The following is a 23,145-nucleotide window of genomic DNA, read 5'->3' on the forward strand; positions in this document are numbered from 1 at the left end:
TGGCGCACCACACGGGCGTTTCTTGCTTGATTAGGGCAAATACCCTCAACTTGGCACGTCTGGAGGCGCCAAAGTCGCCGCTAGTCGGCCCGGATCAACATCGGCGCCGACAACCAGCCACCGGCCGCCCCACCCTTGGGCCGCCAACTCGGCGTAGACCGCACCGGTGCGCTGCTGAAGTTCAGCGTCGCGTTCGTAATTGTCGCGCGCCCGACCGGGGTCACGCTGGGCACGGCCGCGGGATCGTTCCCCGGCGAGCTCGGCAGAGACCGCAAGGAGCACCTGCCAGTCGGGCTTGGGCAACCCGAGTCTTGCAAATTCGATCCGCTGAACCCAGGCCGTTGCCTTCCCGGCCGCGTTCTCATGTAGGCGCGCCGCGCTGTAGGCCGCGTTGGAGGCGACGTAGCGATCCAGGATCACCACGTCGTGGCCGCGACACAGCCCCTGGATCGTGTGGGCCGCGCCGGCGCGGTCGAGCGCGAACAGCGTCGCCATCGCATACACCGACGATGCGAGGTCACCGTGCTCGCCGTGCAGCGCCTCCGCTGCGATGTCGGCGGCCACCGACTGTCCGTAGCGCGGGAACGCCAGTGTGGCCACCGATCTCCCGGCTGCTCGAAAGGCCCCGGACAGCTTTTCCACCAACGTCCGCTTGCCAGCGCCGTCAACACCCTCAATCGCGATTAGCACGGCGCGGCCCTGTCGGTGGCGGCGCGAGCAGACGCAAAATCGCCCTTTTCGTCATGAAAATGGGCGATTTTGCGTCTGCTCGCGGGTGGGAGGCACTCAGTAGCGGTAGTGGTCCGGCTTGTAGGGACCCTCGACGTCGACGCCGAGGTATTCGGCCTGCTCCTTGGTCAGCTTGGTCAGGTGACCGCCAAGGGCCTCGACATGGATTCGAGCCACCTTCTCGTCGAGGTGCTTGGGCAGCCGGTACACCTCGTTGTCGTACTCGTCGTTCTTGGTCCACAGCTCGATCTGGGCGATCGTCTGGTTAGCGAAGCTGTTGCTCATCACGAACGAGGGGTGCCCGGTGGCATTGCCCAGGTTCAGCAGCCGCCCCTCGGACAGCACGATGATCGAGCGGCCCGTGTCGCCAAAGGTCCACAGGTCGACCTGAGGCTTGACGTTGACCCGTGTCGCCCCGGAGCGCTCCAGCCCGGCCATGTCGATCTCGTTGTCGAAGTGGCCGATATTTCCCAGGATCGCGTGGTCCTTCATCGCCTTAATGTGCTCGAGCATGATGATGTCTTTGTTGCCGGTCGCGGTTACGACGATGTCGGCGTCCCCGATGGCCTCCTCGACGGTGACCACGTCGAAGCCCTCCATCATGGCCTGCAGCGCGTTGATCGGGTCGATCTCGGTGACGGAGACCCGCGCTCCCTGGCCCTTCATCGCCTCCGCACAGCCCTTACCGACGTCGCCGTAGCCGCAGATGAGGACCTTCTTACCGCCGATCAGCGCGTCGGTGCCGCGGTTGATGCCGTCGATCAGGGAGTGCCGAGTGCCGTACTTGTTGTCGAATTTGGACTTGGTCACCGAGTCGTTGACGTTGATCGCCGGGAAGGCCAGATCCCCGGCCGCGGCGAATTGGTAGAGCCGCAGCACGCCGGTGGTGGTCTCCTCGGTGACGCCCTTGACCGACTCGGCTATCTTGGTCCACTTGTCCTTGTCGGTCTCGAAGCGGGTCCGTAGCAGGTTCAGGAAGACCTTCCACTCGGCGGGGTCGTCCTCCTCGGCGGGCGGCACCACGCCGGCCTTCTCATACTGCATGCCGCGCAGCACCAACATGGTGGCGTCACCGCCGTCATCGAGGATCATGTTGGCCGGCTTGTCGGGGTCCGGCCAGGTGAGCATCTGCTCGGCGGCCCACCAGTACTCTTCGAGCGTCTCGCCCTTCCACGCGAACACCGGGACACCCTTGGGCTCGTCGGGGGTGCCGTGCGGGCCGACCACGACGGCGGCGGCGGCGTGATCCTGGGTGGAGAAGATGTTGCACGAGGCCCAGCGGACTTCGGCGCCCAGCGCGGTGAGGGTTTCGATCAACACCGCGGTCTGCACCGTCATGTGCAGCGAACCCGAGATCCGGGCCCCCTTCAGGGGTTGCACCTCGGCATACTCGCGCCGCAGCGACATCAGGCCGGGCATCTCGTGCTCGGCGATCCGGAGTTCTTTGCGGCCGAAATCCGCTAGTGACAGGTCGGCGATCTTAAAGTCGATGCCGTTACGAACGTCAGGGGTCAGCGAATTTTTGGTCACCAAATTTCCGGTCATAGGGGCTTTCATCCTTCTTTGGGGGCTCACAGGGATCCGAGCGGGCTACTTAGCCTAGGTACGCTCTTGCAGTCACTGTAGCCGCCGTCGGTCAGCCCCGCAGGTCAGGGGACATTGATCACACCGTGACGCTCCGCGAACGGCGTTATCAGCCGTGCTAGGTCCGCTGCGACATCATGGTCGGCCTCGGGCGGCATCGACACGTAGCTCAAGCACAGCCGCACGATCGCACGCGAGAGCACATTGGCGTCGTTATCGGTGGTGGCCACCCAGGTATCGGTGAAGGCCGGCGCCAGCCGGGCCGACGCGCGGGTGATGATCGGCGCGCTGTCGGTGGTGATCAGTTGCAGCAGATCGGGCTTGGCGACACCGGTCAACAGCGAGATGACCAACGGATCTGCCGCCGACTCGGCGAAGAACGACCGAAAGCCCTGCAGGAACGCTTCGTAGAAGTTGCCGACGTTGGCGTCCAACGATGCATGGACGTTGTCCACTAATCGGTCGGCCAGGCGCAGCGCGTATCCCTGCGCCAGGCCTTGCCGGGAACCGAATTCGTTGTAGATGGTCTGCCGGCTGATGCCCGCCGCGCGGGCCACGTCGGACAGCGTGATGGCGGACCAGTCGCGGGTCAGCAGCAGATCCCGCATCGCATCCAGCACCGAATCCCGCAACAGGGCCCGCGAGGCCTCGGCATAGGGTATCCGCTTCACAGGCGCGACAGTAGCGCTTGGAGTGCTCACGAGCGAGCCACCTCCACCATCTCGAAATCCGACTTTGCCGCACCGCAATCCGGGCAACTCCAGTCATCGGGGATGTCGTCCCAGCGGGTGCCGGCCGCGATGCCGTCCTCCGGCCAACCCAGCGCCTCATCGTACTCAAAGCCGCATTGGATACAGCGGAACAGTTTGTAGTCGTTCACTTAGTTACCCTCCTATCTTTTCGAAATCGACCTTCTCGCGCACCGCGCAGTCCGGGCAGCACCAGTCGTCGGGAATTTGATCCCAGCCTGTGCCGGCTGGGAAGCCTTCCCTGGCATCACCGTTGGCCTCGTCGTAGACGTAGTCGCAGACCGGGCACCGGTAGGCGGCCATCATGCCGAGGCTCCGTAACGGGCGAGTGCCTTCTCCCGCACGCGCGGGTGCAGGTTAACCCGAGTGATATCGCCGCCGTAGTGCTCCAGCACCCGGTGATCCATTACCTTGCGCCACAACGGCGGGAAGTAGGTCAGCGAGATCATCGATGCATACCCACTGGGCAGGTTGGGCGCACCCGCCATGCTCCGCAGTGTCTGATAGCGGCGAGTGGGGTTGGCGTGGTGATCGCTGTGTCGCTGCAGGTGGTAGAGGAACAGGTTGGTGACGATGTGGTCGGAGTTCCAGCTGTGCACCGGGGCGCAGCGCTCGTAGCGGCCGTTGGCGCTCTTCTGCCGTAGCAGTCCGTAGTGTTCGAGGTAGTTGACGGCCTCTAACAGGCTGAAGCCGAAGACTGCCTGGATGATGACGAACGGGATCAGCGCCGGGCCGAAGACCGCGATCAGCCCACCCCACAACACCACCGACATCAGCCACGCGTTGAGCACGTCGTTGCGCAGATACGTCATGGGATTCCAGGGGCTGACGCCGAGCCGACGCAGCCGTTGGGCCTCCAAATGAACGGCCGAGCGCAAGCCGCCGATAACACTGCGGGGCAGGAACTCCCACAATGTCTCGCCGAACCGCGCCGACGCCGGGTCCTCCGGTGTGGACACCCGGACGTGATGGCCACGGTTGTGCTCGATGTAGAAGTGCCCGTAGCAGGTCTGGGCGAGGGTGATCTTGGACAGCCACCGCTCCAGCGAATCCTTCTTGTGCCCCATTTCGTGGGCGGTGTTGATACCGACGCCGCCAAGCACACCGACCGACAGCGCCACCCCAAGCTTGCCCGCCCAGCTCAAGGCGCCGTCAAAGCCGAGCCAACTGAGGTTTGCGGCGGTGAACAGGTATGCGCCCAGCACCACGCTGAGGTACTGGAACGGGATGTAGATGTAGGTGCAGTAGCGGTAGTACTTGTCATTCTCCAGCCGGTCGGTCACCTCGTCGGGCGGGTTCTGCCCGTCGGGCCCGAAGCGTAGGTCAAGAAGCGGCAACAAGACGTAGAGCAGGATCGGTCCGATCCACAGCGGCGCCTGCGCGGCGGCGTGCCAGCCGAGCTGGTTCATCCCCCAGATCAGCGGCAGCATCACCACCAAGGCCGTCGGGGCGATGAGGCCCATAAGCCACAGGTAACGCTTCTTGTCCCGCCACTCCTCGACTTCGGGCGGCCGGGGGGCTTCGGGTCCACCAGAGCCGATTTGCGTGGTCATATGCCAGACCTCCTCATGAGCCACACCACGTTGGGATTTGACAATAGAGCAGATTACGTCTTATGTCTAGACATATAACGCAATTTGTAAATACGCGGCGAAGCTAGTTCAACACCTCCGGGTCGCGCTCTCTCGAGCTTGCCGAAGGCCCTGCGCCGAGTGCCGGCGCCCGTAGCCGACATAAATCGCGGTTCCGGCCACCAGCCAGATCCCGAACCGGATCCAAGTCAACGCGGTGAGGTTCAGCATCAGCCACAGGCACGCGCACACTGCGGCGATCGGAAGTAACGGCACCCACGGAGCTGTGAACCCCCGCTGAAGGTCGGGCCGGGTCCGGCGCAGCACGACCACTCCGGCCGAGACGAGGATGAACGCGAACAGTGTCCCGACGTTGACCATCTCCTCAAGCTTGGTGATCGGAAACACCGACGCCGTCGTGGCCACCAACACCGCGACCAGCACCGTGACCCGGACCGGGGTGCCGCGCGAACCGGTCTTGGCCAATTGCCGCGGCACCAAGCCGTCGCGCGCCATGGCGAACAGCACGCGGCATTGCCCAAGCATCAACACCATCACCACCGTGGTAAGCCCGGCCAGCGCGCCGACGGAGATGATGCCGCTGGCCCAGTACACCCCGTTGGCCTGGAACGCGGTGGCCAGATTTGCCGGCCCGCGGCCCGGTACGGTCCGCAGTTGGGTGTATGGAACCATGCCCGACAGCACCACCGATACCGCGACGTAGAGAAGGGTCACGACCCCCAGCGACGCGAGAATCCCTCGAGGGACGTCTCGTTGAGGACGCTTGGTCTCCTCGGCCATGGTGGCCACGATGTCAAACCCGATAAACGCGAAGAACACGATCGATGCCCCGGCCAGCACGCCGTACCATCCGTAGTGGCTGCCTTGGGCTCCGGTCAGCAACGAGAAGACGGATTGATCGAGCCCGCCGCCGTGGTGCTGGACTTCGGGCTCGGGAATGAACGGCGAGTAGTTGGCGGCCCTGATGTAGAAGGCACCGACGACCACCACCAAGACGACCACCGACACCTTGATTGCGGTGACCACCGCGGAAAATCTCGACGACAATTTGGTGCCCAACGCGATCAGGGTCGCCACCAACGTGACGATCACGAGCGCACCCCAGTCGAGCTGCAGCGATCCGAGATGGCCTGTGCCATTACCGAATCCGAACACGGTGCCCAAGTAGCTGGACCAGCCTTTGGCGACCACGGCCGCACCCATCGCCAGTTCCAGCACCAGATTCCAGCCGATCACCCAGGCCAAGAACTCCCCGAAGGTGGCATAAGAGAAGGTATAGGCGCTGCCGGCCACCGGCAGCGTCGAGGCGAACTCGGCGTAGCACAGCGCGGCCAGCGCACAGGTCGCCGCCGCGATCAGAAACGATATCCAGATGGCCGGGCCGGTGATATCGCCAGCGGTCGACGCGGTAACCGTGAATATTCCGGCGCCAATCACCACCGAGACGCCGAAAACAACCAGGTCCCACCAGGTGAGGTCCTTGCGCAGCCGAGTGGTGGGCTCGTCGGTGTCGGCGATTGACTGTTCTACCGACTTCATGCGCCGTCGACCGGCCATGCACCCGTCCTCTCGCACTCGTTGTGACCGCACAGTACTGGGTACTCTGCGAGGATGACGGGTCGCGTAGGGAACCCGAAGGACCACGCCGTGGTGATCGGAGCTAGCATCGCCGGGTTGTGCGCCGCGCGGGTGCTCTCGGACTTCTACTCCACGGTGACGGTTTTCGAGCGCGACGAGTTGCCGGAAGCGCCGGCGAACCGGGCCACGGTCCCTCAAGACCGACACCTGCACATGTTGATGGCCCGCGGGGCGCAGGAATTCGACAGCCTGTTCCCCGGCCTGTTGCACGACATGGTGGCCGCGGGCGTGCCCATGCTTGAGAACCGGCCGGACTGTATCTACTTGGGCGCCGCCGGCCATGTCCTCGGGACGGGGCATACCCTGCGCAAGGAGTTCACCGCCTACGTGCCCAGCCGGCCGCACCTGGAATGGCAGCTGCGGCGACGGGTCCTGCAGCTCTCCAACGTCCAGATTGTGCGGCGCCTGGTCACCGAGCCACAGTTCGAGCGCAGGCAGCAGCGAGTGGTCGGCGTGCTGCTGGATTCCCCTGGTAGCGGCCAAGATCGGGAACGCGAAGAGTTCATAGCTGCCGACCTTGTCGTCGACGCAGCCGGCCGGGGTACCCGACTGCCGGTTTGGTTGACGCAGTGGGGATATCGGCGGCCGGCCGAAGACACCGTGGACATCGGCATCAGCTATGCCAGCCACCAATTTCGCATTCCCGACGGGCTGATCGCCGAGAAGGTGGTGGTCGCCGGCGCCTCACACGATCAGTCGCTGGGGCTAGGCATGCTGTGCTACGAGGACGGCACCTGGGTCCTCACCACCTTCGGGGTGGCCGATGCCAAACCGCCGCCGACTTTCGACGAGATGCGTGCACTCGCGGACAAACTGCTGCCGGCCCGCTTCACCGCCGCGCTGGCGCAAGCCCAACCGATCGGCTGTCCGGCGTTTCATGCTTTCCCAGCCAGCAGATGGCGTCGCTACGACAAGCTGGAACGTTTCCCGCGCGGAATCGTCCCGTTCGGCGATGCGGTGGCCAGCTTCAATCCCACCTTCGGGCAGGGCATGACGATGACCTCACTGCAAGCCGGCCACCTACGACGGGCGCTCAAAGCCCGCAACTCAGCTGTGAAAGGCGACCTGGCCGCCGAACTCAATCGGGCCACCGCCAAGACCACCTATCCGGTGTGGATGATGAACGCAATCGGCGACATCAGTTTCCACCACGCCACCGCTGAGCCCCTTCCCCGATGGTGGCGCCCAGCCGGTTCGCTGTTCGACCAATTCCTCGGGGCCGCAGAAACCGATCCTGTTCTCGCCGAATGGTTTCTGCGACGGTTTTCGCTGCTGGACAGCCTGTACATGGTGCCGTCGGTACCGATCATCGGTCGCGCCATTGCTCACAATCTGCGATTGTGGCTAAAAGAGCAGCGTGAGCGCCGGCAACCCGTCACAACCCGACGGTCGCCCTGAACAGCTTGGCGGGTTGGCCGGCGGTCAGCCGGATCGGGCCGTCGTCGGCCGCCACCCAGGCGGCCGTGCCGCGCTGTAGCGTGAGCGACCCGCACTTCCCGTGCACCGTCGCCGAACCCTCGGTGCATAACAAGATCTGTGGACCGTCATGGCCGGACGACGCGTCGACCTCGTGGCCGAGGTGATCGCCGTCGAGCACCAGTAGCGTGGCCGCGAACTCATCGGTGGGCGTCTCAAAGACCAGCCCCAGCCCCTCGCGCCGGATCGGGGGCCGCAGCCGAGCCTTCGGCGTGGGGGCGAAGTCCAGCACCCGCAACAACTCGGGCACATCGACGTGCTTAGGGGTAAGTCCACCGCGTAACACGTTGTCGGAGTTGGCCATCACTTCCACACCGAAACCACGCACATAGGCGTGCAGGTTGCCGGCCGGCAGGAAGATCGCCTCCCCAGGAGCCAAGCTGATGCGGTTGAGCAACAACGCCGCCAGCACACCGGCGTCGCCGGGATAACGTTCGCCGAGTTCCAGCACTGTCTTGGCTTCGGCGCCAAATTCCGTTGCGCCGGAGCTGACGTACTGGATAGCGCCGTCCAGCACGGCAGGCACCAGCACGTCGATGTCGGGCTGGGGTGCGGTAATCCAGGTGGTGAACAGCGCACGCAAACCATCGGCATCGGACCCCTCGCTCAGCAAGTCGATGAACGGGTCGAGGTCGGATACGGCCAGCGCCCGCAGCAGCTCGGTGGTGCGAGCCGCCTCCCGGAATCCGGCCAGCGCCTCGAACGGCTGCAGCGCCACCAATAACTCTGGCTTGTGACTGGTGTCGCGGTAGTTGCGGACGGGTGAGGACACCGGAATGCCCATTCGCTCTTCCCGCAGGTAGCCCTCAACCGCCTGCTCGGCGCTCGGATGGGCCTGCAACGATAGTGGCTCGTCGGCCGCCAACACCTTGACCAAGAACGGCAACACATCGCCGAATCGCGCGCGCGACGCGGAGCCGAGCTGCCCCTCCGGATCCGCGACCAACGCTTCGAGCAACGAGGTTTGGCCATGCGGCGTCTGCAGCCAAGCCGGATCACCCGGGTGTGCACCGAACCATAGTTCGGCCTCGGGGTGAGCGGCCGGCACCGGACGCCCGGTGAATTCGGCGATAGCGGTGCGCGATCCCCAAGCGTAGGTGCGTAACGCGCCACGTAGCAGTTCCACCGGCGATCTATCCTCGCACCAGTCGCAGATACACGGCGGCCATCTCCAGCCGAACGGCCAATACCGCCCCCCCGGATCCCACGGGGGCGTCGAGCAGCTCCGGCACATCCTCAGCCGCGACCAGATAGGCGTCATCGAGCCCGGCAACCCGAGCGGCCACCACCGTCCGCTCGCCGGCCAGCGCCAGCGCCAACACCCGCAGCCGCTGCGGTGCCGGCCCATCGATTTCCTCGTCATGGAACAGCGCATCCGGCGGCGTCCCGGCACGTAGCGCCACAACCGCATCCGAAAGCCTGGTAGCGGCCACAACCTGGTTTGCGATCCGCAGCATGACCGAACTCCCATGCCGGGCCAGCGCCAGCGTCGCGGCATTGTCTCCAGCCAGGGCCAGCTGGCAACCGGAAACGCGAGCGGCAAGTGCCTTGGCCGGGTTGGTGAACACCTCTCGGCCGGCGCTGTTGCGGAGCGCCTCAGCATCCAGCTCGTCTGCCAGCGACGCCAGATCGATGCGCAGCTTGGGATCCACGGTTTGCAAGGCCGCCAGACCCGCGGCCAGGTACCGGGACAACCCGAACTCGTCAGGAACCCGCAGCCGCGGTTCCAGCACCGCGACGCGACCGGCCGTGCTGTCCCGCAGCGGACCCTCATACGGTGCCACCACGACAACCCGCGCGCCCCTGCGCACCCCGATCGCGGCGGCCCCGACCAGCGCCGGGTCGCCGGGGTCGTCGCCGGCAACGATCAGCACGTCAAGCGGCCCGACCCAGGGCGGCGCCGCACTGGCGAGCACGATCGGCTCGGCGGCCCCGGCACCTAGCGTCGAGGCCAGGATGGTCCCGGCGGTCTCAGCGGTCCCCCGGCCGGTCACCCAGATCACCGAGCGGGGACGGTCACTACCGCGCAGCAAGTCCAGTTCGCCCTCGTCGGCCGCGGCAGCGATGGCACGCACCTGTGCGCCGGCCATCGATGCGGCCCGCAGCAGGGCACCCCGGTCGGCAGCGATCAGGCCTTCGGTGTCCTCGAGATCGATCGCCCGGGCGACGTTCACGGTCCGGCCTTCGCATGTGCGCTCTGGGCAGCGATTTCAGCGCTGACCTGACGTACCACCGCGTCAACGTCCCCGACGCTGCGGCCCTCCACATTGAGCCGCAGCAACGGCTCGGTGTTTGAGCTGCGCAGGTTGAACCAGCTGTCGTCGCCTAAGTCAACCGTCACGCCATCGAGGTGATCAATACTGACAATCCGGTTGCCGAACGATTTCAACACGGCCTCCACACAGGCCGAAGAGTCGACCACGGTGAAGTTGATCTCGCCGGAGGATTCATAGCGTTGGTAGTCCGCGGTCAACTCCGACAGCGGTCTGCTCTGCTCACCGAGGGCGGCCAGCACATGCAGTGCGGCCAGCATTCCGGAATCGGCACCCCAGAAGTCACGGAAGTAATAGTGCGCCGAATGTTCACCACCGAAAATCGCCCCGGTCTCGGCCATCAGTGCCTTGATATAGGAGTGCCCAACCCGCGAACGCAGCGGCGTACCGCCGCGCTCGGCGACCAGCTCGGGCACCGCGCGGGAGGTGATCACGTTGTGGATGATGGTGGCGCCGATCTCCCGGTTGAGTTCCCGCGCGGCCACCAATGCGGTAACCGTCGACGGCGAGACCGGCTGGCCGCGTTCGTCGACCACGAAGCAGCGGTCGGCGTCGCCGTCGAAAGCAAGCCCGATATCGGCGCCGGTGTCACGCACATAGGCCTGCAGATCCACCAGGTTCGCCGGGTCCAGCGGATTGGCCTCGTGATTGGGAAACGATCCGTCGAGCTCAAAATACAAGGGCAACAAGGTGATCGAGTCGATCACCCCAAGGACCGCCGGCGCGGTGTGACCGGCCATGCCGTTGCCGGCGTCCACGGCCACCCGCAACGGACGTAGCCCCGAGGTGTCCACCAGCGATCGCAGGAACGCCCCGTAGTCGACCAGCACGTCCTGGTCGGCAATGGTTCCGGGCGTCCCGTCGTATCGTGCGACGCCGGCGATCAGGTCGTCACGGATGGCGGTCAGCCCGGTATCGGCTCCGACTGGTTTGGCGGCGGCCCGACACATCTTGATGCCGTTGTATGCCGCCGGGTTGTGGCTCGCGGTGAACATCGCTCCCGGGCAGTCCAACAGCCCCGAGGCGAAATAAAGCTGATCGGTGGACGCCAAACCAACTCGCACCACGTCGAGGCCCTGCCCGGTCACCCCGGCCGCGAACGCGTCGGCCAGCGACGGCGAACTGTCCCGCATGTCGTGACCGATCACCACTGGTCGCGCATCCTCGGTCCGCATCAACCGCGCGAATGCGGCGCCGAGATCGGTAACCAGCGACTCGTCGATCTCTTCGCCGACCAGCCCGCGTACGTCGTAAGCCTTGATAACGCGGTCCACAGCCGCGGCGGGCCAAGACATGCGCGGGCTCCTGACAACCTAGATTTTCTGCGACTCTTGGCCGCCAGCCTATCGGCCCGCGAACGACGCGGGCCGAATCGGTCTCGAACAGCATGGGAAGACTAGTCGGCGGGGTCGGGCAACACCCGTAGATGTCCGCGCCGGCGCCCGGCCCCAGGCTCGGGCGGCGCAAGCACGCCACCCCCGGTGGGCGCTCCGGTCGCCGCAGCGGGAAAATCGTCGAAACCATGCAGTGGCGCGCCATTTCCGCCTGGATGATGCCGGCGCCCCGCGCTCGGGCCACCCTCGCGCACCGCGTCCGCCAGGGCCACCAGGTCGTCCTCGTCGGGGTGGCTGGGCAGCGGCCCGGCGTGACGCACGAGTTCCCACCCGCGCGGTGCAGTGATGCGACCGGCATGGCCGACACACAGATCCCACGAATGGGGCTCCCGCGCAGTGGCAAGCGGACCGATCACCGCCGTCGAGTCCGAGTAGACGAACGTCAACGTCGCCACTGCATAGTGCGGACACCCGGGCCGGCAGCAGCGACGGGGTACGTTCACGACCGAAAGGCTATCGTGCACCAACGCCGCCGAAGCGCCGGACACGCGCATCCGTCCACGCCGCGATGTTTAACCGTTACCATCGGCGCGTGAGCGATTCCCGCAGCTCCTCGTGGAGCCGTCGGTCGCGGGGCGGGTCGGTAGCGCGGCGAGCAATCCGGCGGGGCCGCGAGATGCGCGGGCCACTGCTGCCGCCGACAGTCCCGGGGTGGCGCAGCCGGGCCGAGCGGTTCGACATGGCAGTGCTGGAAGCCTACGAACCCATCGAGCGACGCTGGCAGGAGCGGGTGTCGCAGCTGGACATCGCGGTCGACGAGATCCCGAGGATCGCAGCCAAAGATCCCGAAAGTGTGCAGTGGCCGCCGGAAGTCATCGCCGACGGACCGATCGCGCTGGCCCGGCTCATCCCGGCCGGCGTGGACGTCCGCGGAAATGCGACGCGCGCGCGAATCGTCTTGTTTCGCAAACCAATTGAACGACGGGCCAAGGACACCGAGGAACTTGGTGAATTGCTGCACGAAATCCTGGTGGCCCAGGTGGCCATCTACCTGGACGTCGACCCATCCGTCATCGACCCGACGATCGACGACTAGTTCGCGCCGCCGACTCCGGCGGCCGGGTCAGATGATCCCGCGTTTGAGGCGGCGGCGCTCGCGTTCGGAAAGACCACCCCAGATGCCGAACCGCTCGTCATGAGCCAGGGCGTACTCCAGACACTCGTGCCGCACCTCGCAGCCCATGCAAATCTTCTTGGCCTCACGCGTGGAGCCGCCCTTCTCCGGGAAGAACGCTTCGGGATCCGTTTGCGCACATAGCGCACGGTCCTGCCATTGGTCGGTGGCTTCCGGCGACAGAGGTTCCTCGAATGGCGCCGGCGCCTCGGGAACCAAACTCAGATGCGGTCGCAAAACTGCCGTTGCTGATGCGGTAGCCGATCCGGTAGTGGTATGCGGTGTGCCTCCCATTACACCCCGAAGGTGTTCATAGGACATGCCTCCGCCTCCTCACTCGATAGATAGTGAAATGGTTTCCCACTGTTTTGATGTACAGTTAACCCAATTCGAACAAGTGATCGAATCTCGGTCTGCGACACCGAAACCGGCCGGCCAACCGCGAAATGACACTGATGTGATTAGACACAAGTTGGGGACGCGGGTCAAGTGTGCCGGCGCATTTCCATATCATCTCGTAATAAAATTTCCGCGGTTCTGTTGTGGTTGGGTCCCGGCGTGTCGAGCGTGACTCGTAACCAACGTTTGGTGATGGGCGCCGGGAGGTACTGTCCTGCGATGTGAAGGTCACCGTTCTGGCCGGTGGAGTCGGCGGCGCCCGCTTCCTGCTCGGGGTCCAGCAGCTGCTCGGCCTGGGCCAGTTTGCTGCCAATTCTGCCCACTCGGACGCCGACCACCAACTGAGCGCTGTCGTCAACGTCGGCGACGACGCCTGGATCCACGGGCTGCGTGTCTGCCCGGATCTGGACACCTGCATGTATACCCTGGGCGGCGGGGTGGACCCCCAGCGCGGCTGGGGCCAGCGTGACGAAACTTGGCACGCCATGCAGGAACTGGTGCGCTATGGCGTGCAGCCCGACTGGTTCGAGCTCGGGGACCGCGATCTGGCCACCCATCTGGTGCGCACCCAGATGCTGCAGGCCGGCTACCCCCTGTCACAGATCACCGAGGCCCTATGCGATCGCTGGCAACCGGGCGCCCGCTTGCTGCCTGCCACCGACGACCGTTGCGAAACCCATGTAGTGATCACCGACCCGGTCGACGAAAGCCGCAAGGCGATCCATTTTCAGGAGTGGTGGGTGCGCTACCGTGCCCAGGTGCCGACGCACAGCTTTGCTTTTGTCGGCGCTGAAAAGTCCAGCGCTGCAACCGAAGCGATCGCCGCCCTGGCCGACGCCGACATCATCATGCTGGCGCCGTCTAATCCGGTGGTCAGCATCGGCGCCATCCTGGCCGTCCCCGGGATTCGCGCGGCGTTGCGGGAAGCAACCGCACCGATCGTCGGCTACTCGCCGATCATCGGCGAAAAGCCGTTGCGCGGCATGGCCGATACGTGCCTTTCGGTTATCGGGGTGGATTCCACCGCGGCCGCTGTGGGCCGGCACTACGGCGCGCGGTGCGCCACCGGGATACTGGACTGCTGGCTGGTGCACGACGGCGACCACGCTGAGATTGACGGGGTGACGGTGCGGTCGGTGCCGCTGCTGATGACCGACCCGAACGCGACGGCTGAGATGGTTCGCGCCGGGTGCGACCTTGCGGGAGTGGTAGCTTGACCGGCCCCGAACATGGCTCCGCCTCGACCATCGAGATCCTGCCCGTCATCGGGCTGCCCGAATTCCGTCCCGGCGACGATCTGAGCGCCGCCGTCGCCGCGGCGGCACCGTGGCTACGCGACGGTGACGTCGTGGTGGTTACCAGCAAGGTGGTGTCCAAATGCGAGGGCCGGCTGGTTCCGGCTCCCGAAGACCCCGAGCAAAGAGACCGATTGCGCCGCAAGCTGATCGAGGATGAGGCAGTGCGCGTGTTGGCGCGCAAGGACCGCACGTTGATCACCGAGAATCGACTCGGGCTGGTCCAGGCGGCCGCCGGCGTGGACGGATCCAACGTCGGCCGGTCCGAGTTAGCGCTGCTGCCGGTCGATCCTGACGCCAGTGCCGCAACCTTGCGCGCCGGGCTGCGCGAGCGGCTCGGCGTCACCGTCGCCGTGGTCATCACCGACACCATGGGACGCGCCTGGCGCAACGGCCAGACCGATGCCGCAGTCGGCGCTGCCGGTCTGGCGGTGCTGCGCAACTATGCCGGTGTCCGCGACCCATACGGCAATGAGTTGGTGGTCACCGAGGTCGCAGTCGCCGACGAGATCGCCGCGGCCGCCGACTTGGTCAAAGGCAAACTGACCGCGACGCCGGTGGCGGTGGTGCGTGGGTTCGGCGTGTCCGACGACGGCTCGACAGCCCGGCAACTGCTGCGGCCGGGCGCCAACGACCTATTCTGGCTCGGGACCGCCGAAGCGCTCGAGCTGGGTCGCCAGCAAGCCCAACTGTTGCGCAGGTCCGTTCGCCGGTTTAGCACCGATCCGGTGCCGGGCGACCTCGTCGAGGCTGCGGTCGCCGAGGCCCTCACCGCGCCAGCCCCACATCACACCCGGCCGACCCGATTCGTGTGGCTGCAGACACCGGCCATCCGCGCGCGGCTGCTAGACCGGATGAAAGACAAGTGGCGGTCTGATCTCACCAGTGACGGCTTGCCCGCCGACGCGATAGAACGCCGGGTGGCACGCGGCCAGATCCTCTATGACGCACCCGAAGTCGTCATACCGATGCTGGTGCCCGACGGAGCACACAGCTACCCCGATGCCGCCCGCACCGACGCCGAGCACACCATGTTCACGGTCGCCGTCGGAGCGGCCGTACAAGCCTTGCTGGTCGCGCTGGCCGTGCGCGGGCTGGGCAGTTGCTGGATCGGCTCGACGATCTTTGCCGCTGACCTGGTCCGCGACGAGCTGGACCTGCCAGTCGACTGGGAGCCGTTGGGCGCCATCGCGATCGGATATGCCGACGAGCCGTCCGGGTTGCGCGACCCGGTGCCTGCCGCCGATTTGCTGATCCTGAAGTGACATTCGCTCTAGCGACGATAGGCTGCCCAGACGTGGCGGTCCTGCAGCCGACGCCAGCCATCAACCTCCCGACGGATCAATTCACCGCGTTCGGTCAAAAGTGGCTCCTCGGCTCGAAATTCTCCAAGAAGGACGGCAGGACTTAGGCGCCGTGATAGATGCCGCTGTGGGCGGCGCACTGTCGGTGATGCTCGGCAACATCCCATTGGTGGTTCCGACGCCAACCAGCTGCAACCTTCCCAAGCGCCGACGTGTACCGCTGCTATCAGGCCCGATTCCAGGGACAGCCACCCCGTGCAACCTAGTCATCCGACGCGCCCTGGTGCGGTCATCAGATATGTCGGTAGCTCCCCTGATACTTGTCCCATGACGACGTTCGCCGGCAAAACGGCTGCGTCCGCTGACAAGGTGCGCGGGGGCTACTACACGCCGCCGGCGGTGGCCCGATTCCTTGCCCACTGGGTCCACCAGGCGGGGCCGAAGATCCTCGAACCATCCTGCGGCGATGGCCGAATCCTGCGCGAACTCTCCGCCATCACAGACCACGCGCACGGTGTGGAACTCGTTGCGCGCGAGGCGAAAAAGTCGCGGGACTTCGCGTCCGTCGACACTGAGAACCTTTTTACCTGGCTGCACAAGACCCAACTCGGCAGCTGGGATGGCGTTGCCGGCAACCCCCCCTACATCCGCTTCGGAAACTGGGCATCCGAACAACGGGATCCGGCACTCGAATTGATGCGGCGTGTGGGCCTACGACCGACCAAACTGACCAATGCCTGGGTCCCGTTTGTCGTGGCGAGCACGACGCTAGCGCGTGACGGCGGCCGAGTGGGCCTGGTGGTCCCGGCGGAATTGCTTCAAGTCACCTACGCGGCGCAGCTACGCGAATTCCTGCTGAGCCGCTATCGGGAGATCACCCTGGTTACCTTCGAGCGGCTGGTGTTCGACGGAGTCCTGCAGGAAGTTGTGCTGTTCTGCGGCGTCGTCGGTCCTGGTCCTGCACACATACGCACCGTCAGGCTCGGCGATGCGAACGATCTGAGCGCGCTGGGGGACAAGGACTTCACCAATGAGTCAGCGCCGGCGCTTCTCCACGAAAAGGAGAAGTGGACCAAGTATTTCCTCGACCCCGCTCAAATCCGGCTACTGCGAGGACTCAAACAGTCCGCCACTATGATCAGGCTCGGCGAACTGGCCGACGTGGATGTGGGCATCGTGACCGGCCGCAACAGCTTCTTCACGTTCACCGATGCCAAGGCACAAGCGCTGGGATTGCGAGCGCACTGCGTTCCCCTGGTCTCTCGCAGCGCCCAACTCAGCGGGCTGATCTATGACGAGGATTGCCGGGCATGCGATGTCGCCGGCAACCACCGAACGTGGCTACTCGACGCCGCGGACTATCCAACCGATCCAGCTCTCGTCGCTCACATCACCGCGGGTGAAGCGGCCGGCGTCCACCTCGGCTACAAGTGCTCGATCCGCAAGCCATGGTGGAGCACACCATCGCTGTGGATGCCCGACCTCTTTATGCTGCGCCAGATCCACTTCGCCCCGCGGCTGACCGTCAACGCTGCCGCGGCGACCAGCACCGATACCGTGCACCGGGTCCGGCTCGACCCGAACGTCGATCCGGCAACTCTTGCCGCGGTGTTCCACAACAGCGCGACATTCGCGTTCGCCGAGATTATGGGCCGCAGTTATGGGGGCGGCATCTTGGAGTTGGAGCCTAGGGAAGCCGAGCAACTACCTATGCCACCGCCGGCGTACGGGAGCGCAGAACTTGCCCAGGATGTTGATCTCCTGCTGAAAGCAAACGAGATCGACAAGGCGCTCGACGTCGTGGACCGTCACGTTCTGATCGACGGGCTCGGCTTGTCGCCGCGCCTGGTCGCAGGTTGCCGAGCGGCATGGCTCACGCTCCGCGACCGCAGGACCAAGCGCGGATCTCGGCGATAACCGGGGCGGGTGAGCGCCTCGCGTGCCCGGCCAACGATGTCGATCTCGGCGCAAGAAGCTCAAACGTCGGACGAGTAACGGATCCCGCCGTCGGGAAGAAAGACACCGGGCCATACCCGGGCACCACTCAACAACTCGCAGCGCGCGCCGATGTCGGCCCCGTCACCGATCACACCGTCGCGGATCAACGCCCGCGGTCCGATGCGAGCACCGAAGCCGATGATCGAACGCTCGATCACGCACCCGGCCTCCACCCGGACACCATCGAAGATGACCGCGCCGTCCAATCTGGTGCCGGGGCCGATTTCGGCACCACGCCCCACGACGGTGCCGCCAATCAGCAACGCACCGGGAGATACCGCCGCACCGTCGTGCACCAACTGCTCACCGCGGTGACCACGCAAGGCCGGAGACGGGGCGATGCCGCGCACCAGATCCGCCGATCCGCGAACGAAGTCTTCCGGTGTGCCCATGTCCCGCCAATAGCTGGCATCGACATAGCCGTAGATCTTGCAGTCGCCGTCGGCGAGCAAGGCCGGGAACACCTCGCGTTCCACCGAAACCTCCCGGCCCTGCGGAATCCGGTCGATGACGTTGCGTTCGAAGACATAGCAGCCGGCATTGATCTGGTCGGTCGGCGGATCCTCCGTCTTCTCCAGAAATGCGACTACGCGGTCCTCCTCGTCGGTGGGTACGCAGCCGAATGCCCGCGGGTCGCCCACCCGCACCAGTTGCAGCGTGACATCGGCTCGATTGCTTTGGTGGAAGTCCAGCAGTTGGGCCAGATCCGCGCCCGAGAGCACATCGCCGTTAAACACCATCGCGGTGTCGTTGCGCAGCTTGCCGGCAACGTTGGCGATGCCGCCGCCAGTCCCCAAGGGATGCTCCTCGGTCACGTACTCGATCTGTAGGCCCAGTGCGGACCCGTCGCCGAACTCCGCTTCGAAGACTGCGGGTTTGTAGGACGTACCCAGGATCACGTGCTCGATGCCCGCTGCGGCGATCCGCGACAGCAGATGGGTGAGGAACGGCAGTCCGGCGGTAGGCAGCATTGGCTTGGGCGCCGACAGCGTCAACGGCCGCAGTCGGGTGCCCTTGCCACCGACCAGGACCACCGCATCGACTTGGTGAGTTGCCAACTCAGTGCCGCCCTTCTACCAACTTCAGTTTCCGTCTGCGGGACCTGCGCAGTGAACTGCGCACCATGAGGTGGGAACGCAGCGCCAGTGATCCCCGCAGGGTCCAGCGCAGCGGAGCCCGCCACCAACCAGAATGTCGGTCGGCTAAGAAGATATAGGTGCTTTTGTGATGGGCGGCCAGATGGCTTGCCGGGTCGCGACCCGTCGAATGCGCCTTGTGGTGCAGAACCTCGGCTGACGGCACATACACCGACAGCCAACCGGCTTTGCCAAGCCGGTCGCCAAGGTCGACGTCCTCCATGTACATGAAGTAACGTTCGTCGAATCCGCCGACCTGGCCAAACGCCGACCGGCGCACCAGTAGGCAAGACCCCGACAACCAACCCACCGGCCGTTCACTGGGCTCCAGCCGCTCCTGCCGGTAGGCCGTCGTCCACGGATTGCGCGGCCAGAACGGCCCGAGCACTGCGTGCATGCCGCCGCGGATCAGGCTGGGCATCTGCCGCGCCGACGGGTACACCGACCCGTCGGGGTCCCGAATCAGCGGGCCCAGCGCGCCCGCGCCGGGCCAGCGGGAGGCGGCGTCCAATAGTGCATCGATACTGCCCGGGCCCCATTGCACGTCCGGGTTGGCCACGATCACCCAGTCATCGACCCAGGGTTCGCCGGCATCGCCCGCTATTTCACCGAGCTGGGCGATCGTCCGATTCACCGCGGTTCCGTACCCGAGGTTGGCCCCTGTGGGCAGCAGCCGCACGTTGGGGTAGCGCTGCACCGCGGCCTGCGGGGTGCCGTCGGTGGAGCCGTTGTCTGCCAACAGCACACTGACCGGCCGCTCGGTGGCCAGCGACAACGACGCCAGGAACCGCTCTAGATGGGGCCCCGGCGAGTAGGTCACCGCTACCACCGGCAGGACGTCAGTCACGCGTTGAGGGTAACCGTCGATCGATCGAAGTTGAGTTCGCAGGTGCTGCCAGCGCCGTGGCCAGTGCACTGCGCCAGTGCCGTAGCGGCGTCAAGCCCGCCAGCGCCCACTGCCTGCTCGACAGCGCGGAATAGCTCGGACGCGGCGCGGGCCGCGGAAACTGCGCGCTGCTGACCGGAAGCACCCGCTGGGGGTCGGCACCGCATTCTTCGAACACCGCGCGGGCTTGACCGAACCGGGAGACCACGCCCTCGTTGGCGGCGTGTAACACGCGTCCGCGCACGCCCGCGTCGGCCAACGCCAGCAGCGCCTCGGCCAGGTCGGCGACGTAGGTCGGCGACCCGGTCTGGTCGTCGACCACATCCACCCGACCGTGTCCGGCGGCCAGCCGGCGCATGACGGCGACGAAATCCTTGCCGGTCCCGCCGGTGTAGACCCAGGCGGTCCGTACCACGGCAGCCTCCGGGAACGCTGCCAGCACAGCCTGCTCGCCGGCGAGTTTGCTGCGGGCATACACGCCCTGCGGCGCGGTTTCATCGGTGGGCTCGTAGGGCCGGGGCTCGGCGCCGCCGAAGTCGCCATCGAATACGTAGTCGGTGGAGACGTGGATTAACCGAGCACCCACACGAGCGCACGCACGGGCGAGGTGTTGCGGGCCAGTGGCATTGACCGCATAGGCGACTGCCTCATTGCTCTCGGCGCCGTCGACGTCGGTGTAGGCGGCGCAATTGATCACCACGTCACCGTGTCGGATGATCCGCTCGGCCGCAGCGGGGTCGGTGATATCCCACTGCGAGGAAGTCAGCGCCAGCATATCGCGGCCTTCCCGGGCGGCCTGTGCCGTCAGATGGCTGCCCAGCTGCCCGCCCGCACCGGTGATGACTAGCCTTTCTGACCTGCCCGCCATGTGTTTGAGTCTGGCACGCCTCGGGCACGCCGGGGTTGGCTACCCGACAGGGCGCCGTTACACAAGTAGTCTAGTGTGATGTCTGCGCAACGTGTGGTTCGTACGGTTCGTACCGCTCGGGCTATTTCCACGGCACTGGCCGTCGCGATCGTCCTTGGCACCGGGGTGGCGTGGAGCAGTGTCCGGTCGTTCGAAGACGGCATCTTCCACATGTCGGCGCCCTCGCTGGGGCACGGCGGCGACGATGGCGCGATCGACATACTGCTGGTGGGCCTCGACAGCCGCACCGATGCGCACGGCAACCCGTTGTCGCCCGAAGAACTGGCGACCTTGCATGCCGGTGACGAGGAAGCCACCAACACCGACACCATCATCCTGATCCGGGTACCCAACAACGGAAAGTCGGCGACCGCAATCTCGATACCGCGGGACTCCTACGTCGCGGCTCCCGGTCTGGGTAAGACCAAGATCAACGGCGTCTACGGGCAAACCAGAGAGACCAAGCGGGCCGGCCTGGTCCAAGCCGGTGCCTCGCCGACCGAAGCGGCCGCCGCCGGCACCGAGGCGGGGCGTGAGGCGTTGATCAAGACGGTCGCCGATCTGACCGGCGTCACCGTCGACCACTACGCCGAGATCGGGCTGCTCGGTTTCGCGTTGATCGCCGACGCACTCGGCGGCGTCGACGTCTGCCTCAAAGAGCCTGTATACGAACCACTTTCGGGTGCCGATTTTCCAGCCGGGCGGCAAAAGCTCAACGGTCCGCAAGCGCTCAGCTTCGTTCGCCAGCGGCATGATCTGCCCCGCGGCGACCTGGACCGGGTGGTACGTCAGCAGGCGGTGATGGCGGCGTTGGCCCACCGGGTCATCTCCGGACAGACGCTATCCAGCCCCGCCACGCTGAAGCGGTTGGAGCAGGCCGTGCAGCGCTCGGTGGTGCTGTCCTCCGGGTGGGACATCATGGATTTCGTCCGCCAATTGCAGAAGCTGGCCGGCGGTAACGTTGCCTTCGCCACCATCCCGGTGCTCGACGGCGCCGGCTGGAGCGACGACGGCATGCAAAGCGTGGTGCGGGTGGATCCGCGTCAGGTGCAGGACTGGGTCGTCGGCCTGCTGCACGAGCAGGACCAGGGCAAGACCGACGAGCTGGCCTACACACCCGCCAAGACCACGGCCAACGTGGTCAACGACACCGATATCAACGGGCTTGCGGCAGCGGTGTCAAAGGTGTTGAGCTCCAAGGGGTTTACCACCGGATCCGTCGGCAACAACGACGGCGACCACGTGCCTGGCAGCCAGGTGCGGGCCGCAAAGGCCGACGACCTGGGCGCACAGCAGGTCGCCAAGGAACTGGGCGGGTTGCCGGTGGTCGCCGATGCGTCAATCGCGCCTGGGTCGGTGCGGGTGGTGCTGGCCAACGACTACAGCGGTCCGGGCTCCGGGCTGGGGGGTGGCGATCCGAACGGCGTCGTATCGCCGGCCCGCGCGTCCAACCTCGGGTCCGCCGACGACACGACTCCCCCGCCGTCGCCAATCCTTACCGCCGGCTCCGACGCGCCGGAGTGCATCAACTGACCACACCGACCACCCTGAGCGGGGCGATCCTGGATCCGATGCTGCGCGCCGACCCGGTCGGCCCGCGCATCACCTACTATGACGATGCCACCGGTGAGCGCATCGAGCTATCCGCGGTGACACTGGCTAACTGGGCCGCCAAGACCGGCAACCTGTTGCGCGACGAGCTGGCGGCCGGACCCGCCAGCCGAGTCGCGATCCTATTACCGGCCCATTGGCAGACCGCGGCGGTGTTGTTCGGCGTGTGGTGGATCGGTGCGCAAGCGATACTCGACGATTCTCCCGCCGATGTGGCACTGTGCACCGCCGACCGTCTGGCCGAAGCCGACGCCGTCGTCAACAGCGCGGCGGTAGCCGGCGAGGTAGCCGTGCTGTCGCTGGATCCATTCGGTCGACCGGCAACCGGCCTGCCGGTCGGCGTCACCGACTATGCGACCGCGGTGCGGGTACACGGCGACCAGATAGTTCCCGAACACAACCCCGGTCCGGTGCTTGCCGGTAGATCCGTCGAGCAGATCCTGCGCGACTGCGCGGCGTCCGCGGCCGCCAGGGGTTTGACGGCAGCGGATCGGGTGCTGTCCACCGCTTCCTGGGCCGGACCCGATGAGTTGGTGGACGGCCTGCTGGCGATCCTGGCCGCCGGTGCGTCGTTGGTGCAGGTGGCCAATCCCGATCCGGCGATGCTGCAGCGCAGGATTGCGACCGAAAAGGTCACCCGCGTCCTGTGACGCAGGCCGCGTCCAGCCGGTCGGCGCACCGGAGCAATACATGTTGATATCGCGATATATAGATGTTAATGTCACTGCAACGAGCTGCCGCTGCAATTACAGACCCGGAAGAAAGGTACAGGCAATGGCGATACAAGTGTTCTTGGCGAAGGCGACAACGACGGTGATCACCGGCTTGGCCGGCGTGACCGCCTACGAGATCTTGAAAAAGGCCGCGGCCAAAGCGCCGCTTCGTCAGACCGCGGTATCGGCAGCAGCGCTGGGTCTGCGCGGAACCCGCAAGGCCGAGGAAGCCGCGGAATCGGCCCGCCTAAAGGTGGCCGACGTGATGGCCGAGGCTCGTGAGCGCATCGGCGAGGAATCGCCCACTCCAGCGATCAGCGACCTGCACGACCACGACCACTGAGCGC

The 23,145-nt window shown here is 65.8% G+C and carries 22 protein-coding genes and 1 pseudogene; 8 read left to right on the plus strand and 15 right to left on the minus strand.

The window, feature by feature from the left end:
* Positions 1–45 precede the first annotated feature (45 nt).
* The 7 genes and pseudogenes from MCAN_RS17185 to MCAN_RS17215 form a co-directional block, all read right to left on the minus strand.
* Positions 46–696, minus strand: a pseudogene (locus MCAN_RS17185) (dTMP kinase); the annotation flags it as partial.
* Between the two features lie 90 nt (positions 697–786).
* Positions 787–2,274 (minus strand): adenosylhomocysteinase, encoded by a 1,488-nt coding sequence (ahcY, locus tag MCAN_RS17190; RefSeq protein WP_003417039.1) that lies wholly within the window; start codon positions 2,272–2,274, stop codon positions 787–789.
* 104 nt (positions 2,275–2,378) lie between these two features.
* A complete protein-coding gene (gene alkX, locus MCAN_RS17195; RefSeq protein ID WP_003417042.1) occupies positions 2,379–3,014 on the minus strand; it encodes a TetR family transcriptional regulator AlkX in 636 nt (211 codons plus the stop codon).
* Positions 3,011–3,193, minus strand: coding sequence for a rubredoxin RubB (gene rubB, locus MCAN_RS17200; RefSeq protein WP_003417044.1), 183 nt, complete (start codon positions 3,191–3,193; stop codon positions 3,011–3,013). The genes alkX and rubB overlap by 4 nt, the downstream gene beginning before the upstream one ends.
* Positions 3,194–3,197: 4 nt before the next feature.
* Positions 3,198–3,365: a rubredoxin gene (locus MCAN_RS17205; RefSeq protein WP_003417045.1), complete on the minus strand. Its 168-nt coding sequence runs from the start codon at positions 3,363–3,365 to the stop codon at positions 3,198–3,200.
* Positions 3,365–4,615, minus strand: coding sequence for an alkane 1-monooxygenase (locus MCAN_RS17210; RefSeq protein WP_014001641.1), 1,251 nt, complete (start codon positions 4,613–4,615; stop codon positions 3,365–3,367). Before MCAN_RS17210 ends, MCAN_RS17205 begins: the two co-directional genes overlap by 1 nt.
* 108 nt (positions 4,616–4,723) lie before the next feature.
* Positions 4,724–6,211, minus strand: coding sequence for an amino acid permease (locus tag MCAN_RS17215; RefSeq protein WP_003417049.1), 1,488 nt, complete (start codon positions 6,209–6,211; stop codon positions 4,724–4,726).
* 90 nt (positions 6,212–6,301) lie between these two features.
* On the opposite strand from MCAN_RS17215, the gene MCAN_RS17220 reads away from it, so the two are divergent.
* Complete coding sequence (locus MCAN_RS17220; protein WP_014001642.1) at positions 6,302–7,690, plus strand: FAD-dependent oxidoreductase; 1,389 nt, start codon at positions 6,302–6,304, stop codon at positions 7,688–7,690.
* Here MCAN_RS17220 and manA read toward each other — a convergent pair.
* The 4 genes from manA to MCAN_RS17240 all read right to left on the minus strand — a co-directional run bounded on the left by manA (position 7,668) and on the right by MCAN_RS17240 (position 11,878).
* Positions 7,668–8,894 carry a mannose-6-phosphate isomerase, class I gene (gene manA, locus MCAN_RS17225; protein ID WP_003417054.1) on the minus strand — a complete coding sequence of 409 codons (1,227 nt, stop codon included), beginning with the start codon at positions 8,892–8,894 and terminating at the stop codon, positions 7,668–7,670. The two genes, MCAN_RS17220 and manA, sit on opposite strands and share 23 nt — an antisense overlap.
* A 7-nt stretch (positions 8,895–8,901) precedes the next feature.
* Positions 8,902–9,942 (minus strand): hypothetical protein, encoded by a 1,041-nt coding sequence (locus tag MCAN_RS17230; protein ID WP_003417056.1) that lies wholly within the window; start codon positions 9,940–9,942, stop codon positions 8,902–8,904.
* Positions 9,939–11,336, minus strand: coding sequence for a phosphomannomutase/phosphoglucomutase (locus MCAN_RS17235; RefSeq protein ID WP_003901581.1), 1,398 nt, complete (start codon positions 11,334–11,336; stop codon positions 9,939–9,941). Before MCAN_RS17235 ends, MCAN_RS17230 begins: the two co-directional genes overlap by 4 nt.
* Before the next feature lie 101 nt (positions 11,337–11,437).
* Positions 11,438–11,878 carry a DUF3499 domain-containing protein gene (locus MCAN_RS17240; protein WP_180744027.1) on the minus strand — a complete coding sequence of 147 codons (441 nt, stop codon included), beginning with the start codon at positions 11,876–11,878 and terminating at the stop codon, positions 11,438–11,440.
* 173 nt (positions 11,879–12,051) lie between these two features.
* Between MCAN_RS17240 and MCAN_RS17245 the strand changes: the two genes are divergently transcribed.
* Positions 12,052–12,471: a metallopeptidase family protein gene (locus MCAN_RS17245; protein ID WP_003417076.1), complete on the plus strand. Its 420-nt coding sequence runs from the start codon at positions 12,052–12,054 to the stop codon at positions 12,469–12,471.
* Positions 12,472–12,498: 27 nt separating this feature from the next.
* Here the strand turns inward: MCAN_RS17245 and MCAN_RS17250 are convergent, their stop codons facing one another.
* Positions 12,499–12,843, minus strand: coding sequence for a WhiB family transcriptional regulator (locus tag MCAN_RS17250; protein ID WP_041180147.1), 345 nt, complete (start codon positions 12,841–12,843; stop codon positions 12,499–12,501).
* Positions 12,844–13,169: 326 nt separating this feature from the next.
* On the opposite strand from MCAN_RS17250, the gene cofD reads away from it, so the two are divergent.
* The 3 genes from cofD (at position 13,170) to MCAN_RS17265 (ending at position 17,464) form a co-directional block, all read left to right on the plus strand.
* Positions 13,170–14,165, plus strand: a complete 996-nt coding sequence (gene cofD, locus MCAN_RS17255) for a 2-phospho-L-lactate transferase (RefSeq protein ID WP_003417087.1) — start codon at positions 13,170–13,172, stop codon at positions 14,163–14,165.
* Positions 14,162–15,508, plus strand: a complete 1,347-nt coding sequence (locus MCAN_RS17260; RefSeq protein ID WP_003900663.1) for a coenzyme F420-0:L-glutamate ligase — start codon at positions 14,162–14,164, stop codon at positions 15,506–15,508. The genes cofD and MCAN_RS17260 overlap by 4 nt, the downstream gene beginning before the upstream one ends.
* 294 nt (positions 15,509–15,802) lie before the next feature.
* Complete coding sequence (locus MCAN_RS17265) at positions 15,803–17,464, plus strand: Eco57I restriction-modification methylase domain-containing protein (protein WP_014001644.1); 1,662 nt, start codon at positions 15,803–15,805, stop codon at positions 17,462–17,464.
* A gap of 59 nt (positions 17,465–17,523) precedes the next feature.
* Here the strand turns inward: MCAN_RS17265 and manB are convergent, their stop codons facing one another.
* Genes manB through rfbD form a run of 3 tightly spaced genes read right to left on the minus strand, consistent with a single transcriptional unit; the run spans position 17,524 to position 20,435 of the window.
* On the minus strand, positions 17,524–18,603 hold the full coding sequence (manB, locus tag MCAN_RS17270; protein WP_014001645.1) for a mannose-1-phosphate guanylyltransferase: 1,080 nt from the start codon (positions 18,601–18,603) through the stop codon (positions 17,524–17,526).
* Position 18,604: 1 nt separating this feature from the next.
* Positions 18,605–19,510, minus strand: a complete 906-nt coding sequence (wbbL, locus tag MCAN_RS17275) for an N-acetylglucosaminyl-diphospho-decaprenol L-rhamnosyltransferase (protein ID WP_014001646.1) — start codon at positions 19,508–19,510, stop codon at positions 18,605–18,607.
* Between the two features lie 10 nt (positions 19,511–19,520).
* The gene (gene rfbD, locus MCAN_RS17280) at positions 19,521–20,435 is read right to left on the minus strand and encodes a dTDP-4-dehydrorhamnose reductase (RefSeq protein ID WP_014001647.1); all 915 of its coding nucleotides are present in this window, start codon (positions 20,433–20,435) and stop codon (positions 19,521–19,523) included.
* A 75-nt stretch (positions 20,436–20,510) separates the two neighbouring features.
* On the opposite strand from rfbD, the gene lcp1 reads away from it, so the two are divergent.
* The 3 genes from lcp1 (at position 20,511) to MCAN_RS17295 (ending at position 23,141) form a co-directional block, all read left to right on the plus strand.
* Complete coding sequence (gene lcp1 / locus MCAN_RS17285; protein WP_014001648.1) at positions 20,511–22,007, plus strand: arabinogalactan--peptidoglycan phosphotransferase Lcp1; 1,497 nt, start codon at positions 20,511–20,513, stop codon at positions 22,005–22,007.
* Positions 21,995–22,735, plus strand: coding sequence for a TIGR03089 family protein (locus MCAN_RS17290; RefSeq protein ID WP_003899994.1), 741 nt, complete (start codon positions 21,995–21,997; stop codon positions 22,733–22,735). Before lcp1 ends, MCAN_RS17290 begins: the two co-directional genes overlap by 13 nt.
* A gap of 124 nt (positions 22,736–22,859) precedes the next feature.
* Positions 22,860–23,141: a DUF1490 family protein gene (locus MCAN_RS17295; RefSeq protein WP_003417115.1), complete on the plus strand. Its 282-nt coding sequence runs from the start codon at positions 22,860–22,862 to the stop codon at positions 23,139–23,141.
* Positions 23,142–23,145 lie beyond the last annotated feature (4 nt).

It is taken from the genome of Mycobacterium canetti CIPT 140010059, from assembly GCF_000253375.1.
In the GTDB taxonomy this organism is placed as follows: domain Bacteria; phylum Actinomycetota; class Actinomycetes; order Mycobacteriales; family Mycobacteriaceae; genus Mycobacterium; species Mycobacterium tuberculosis.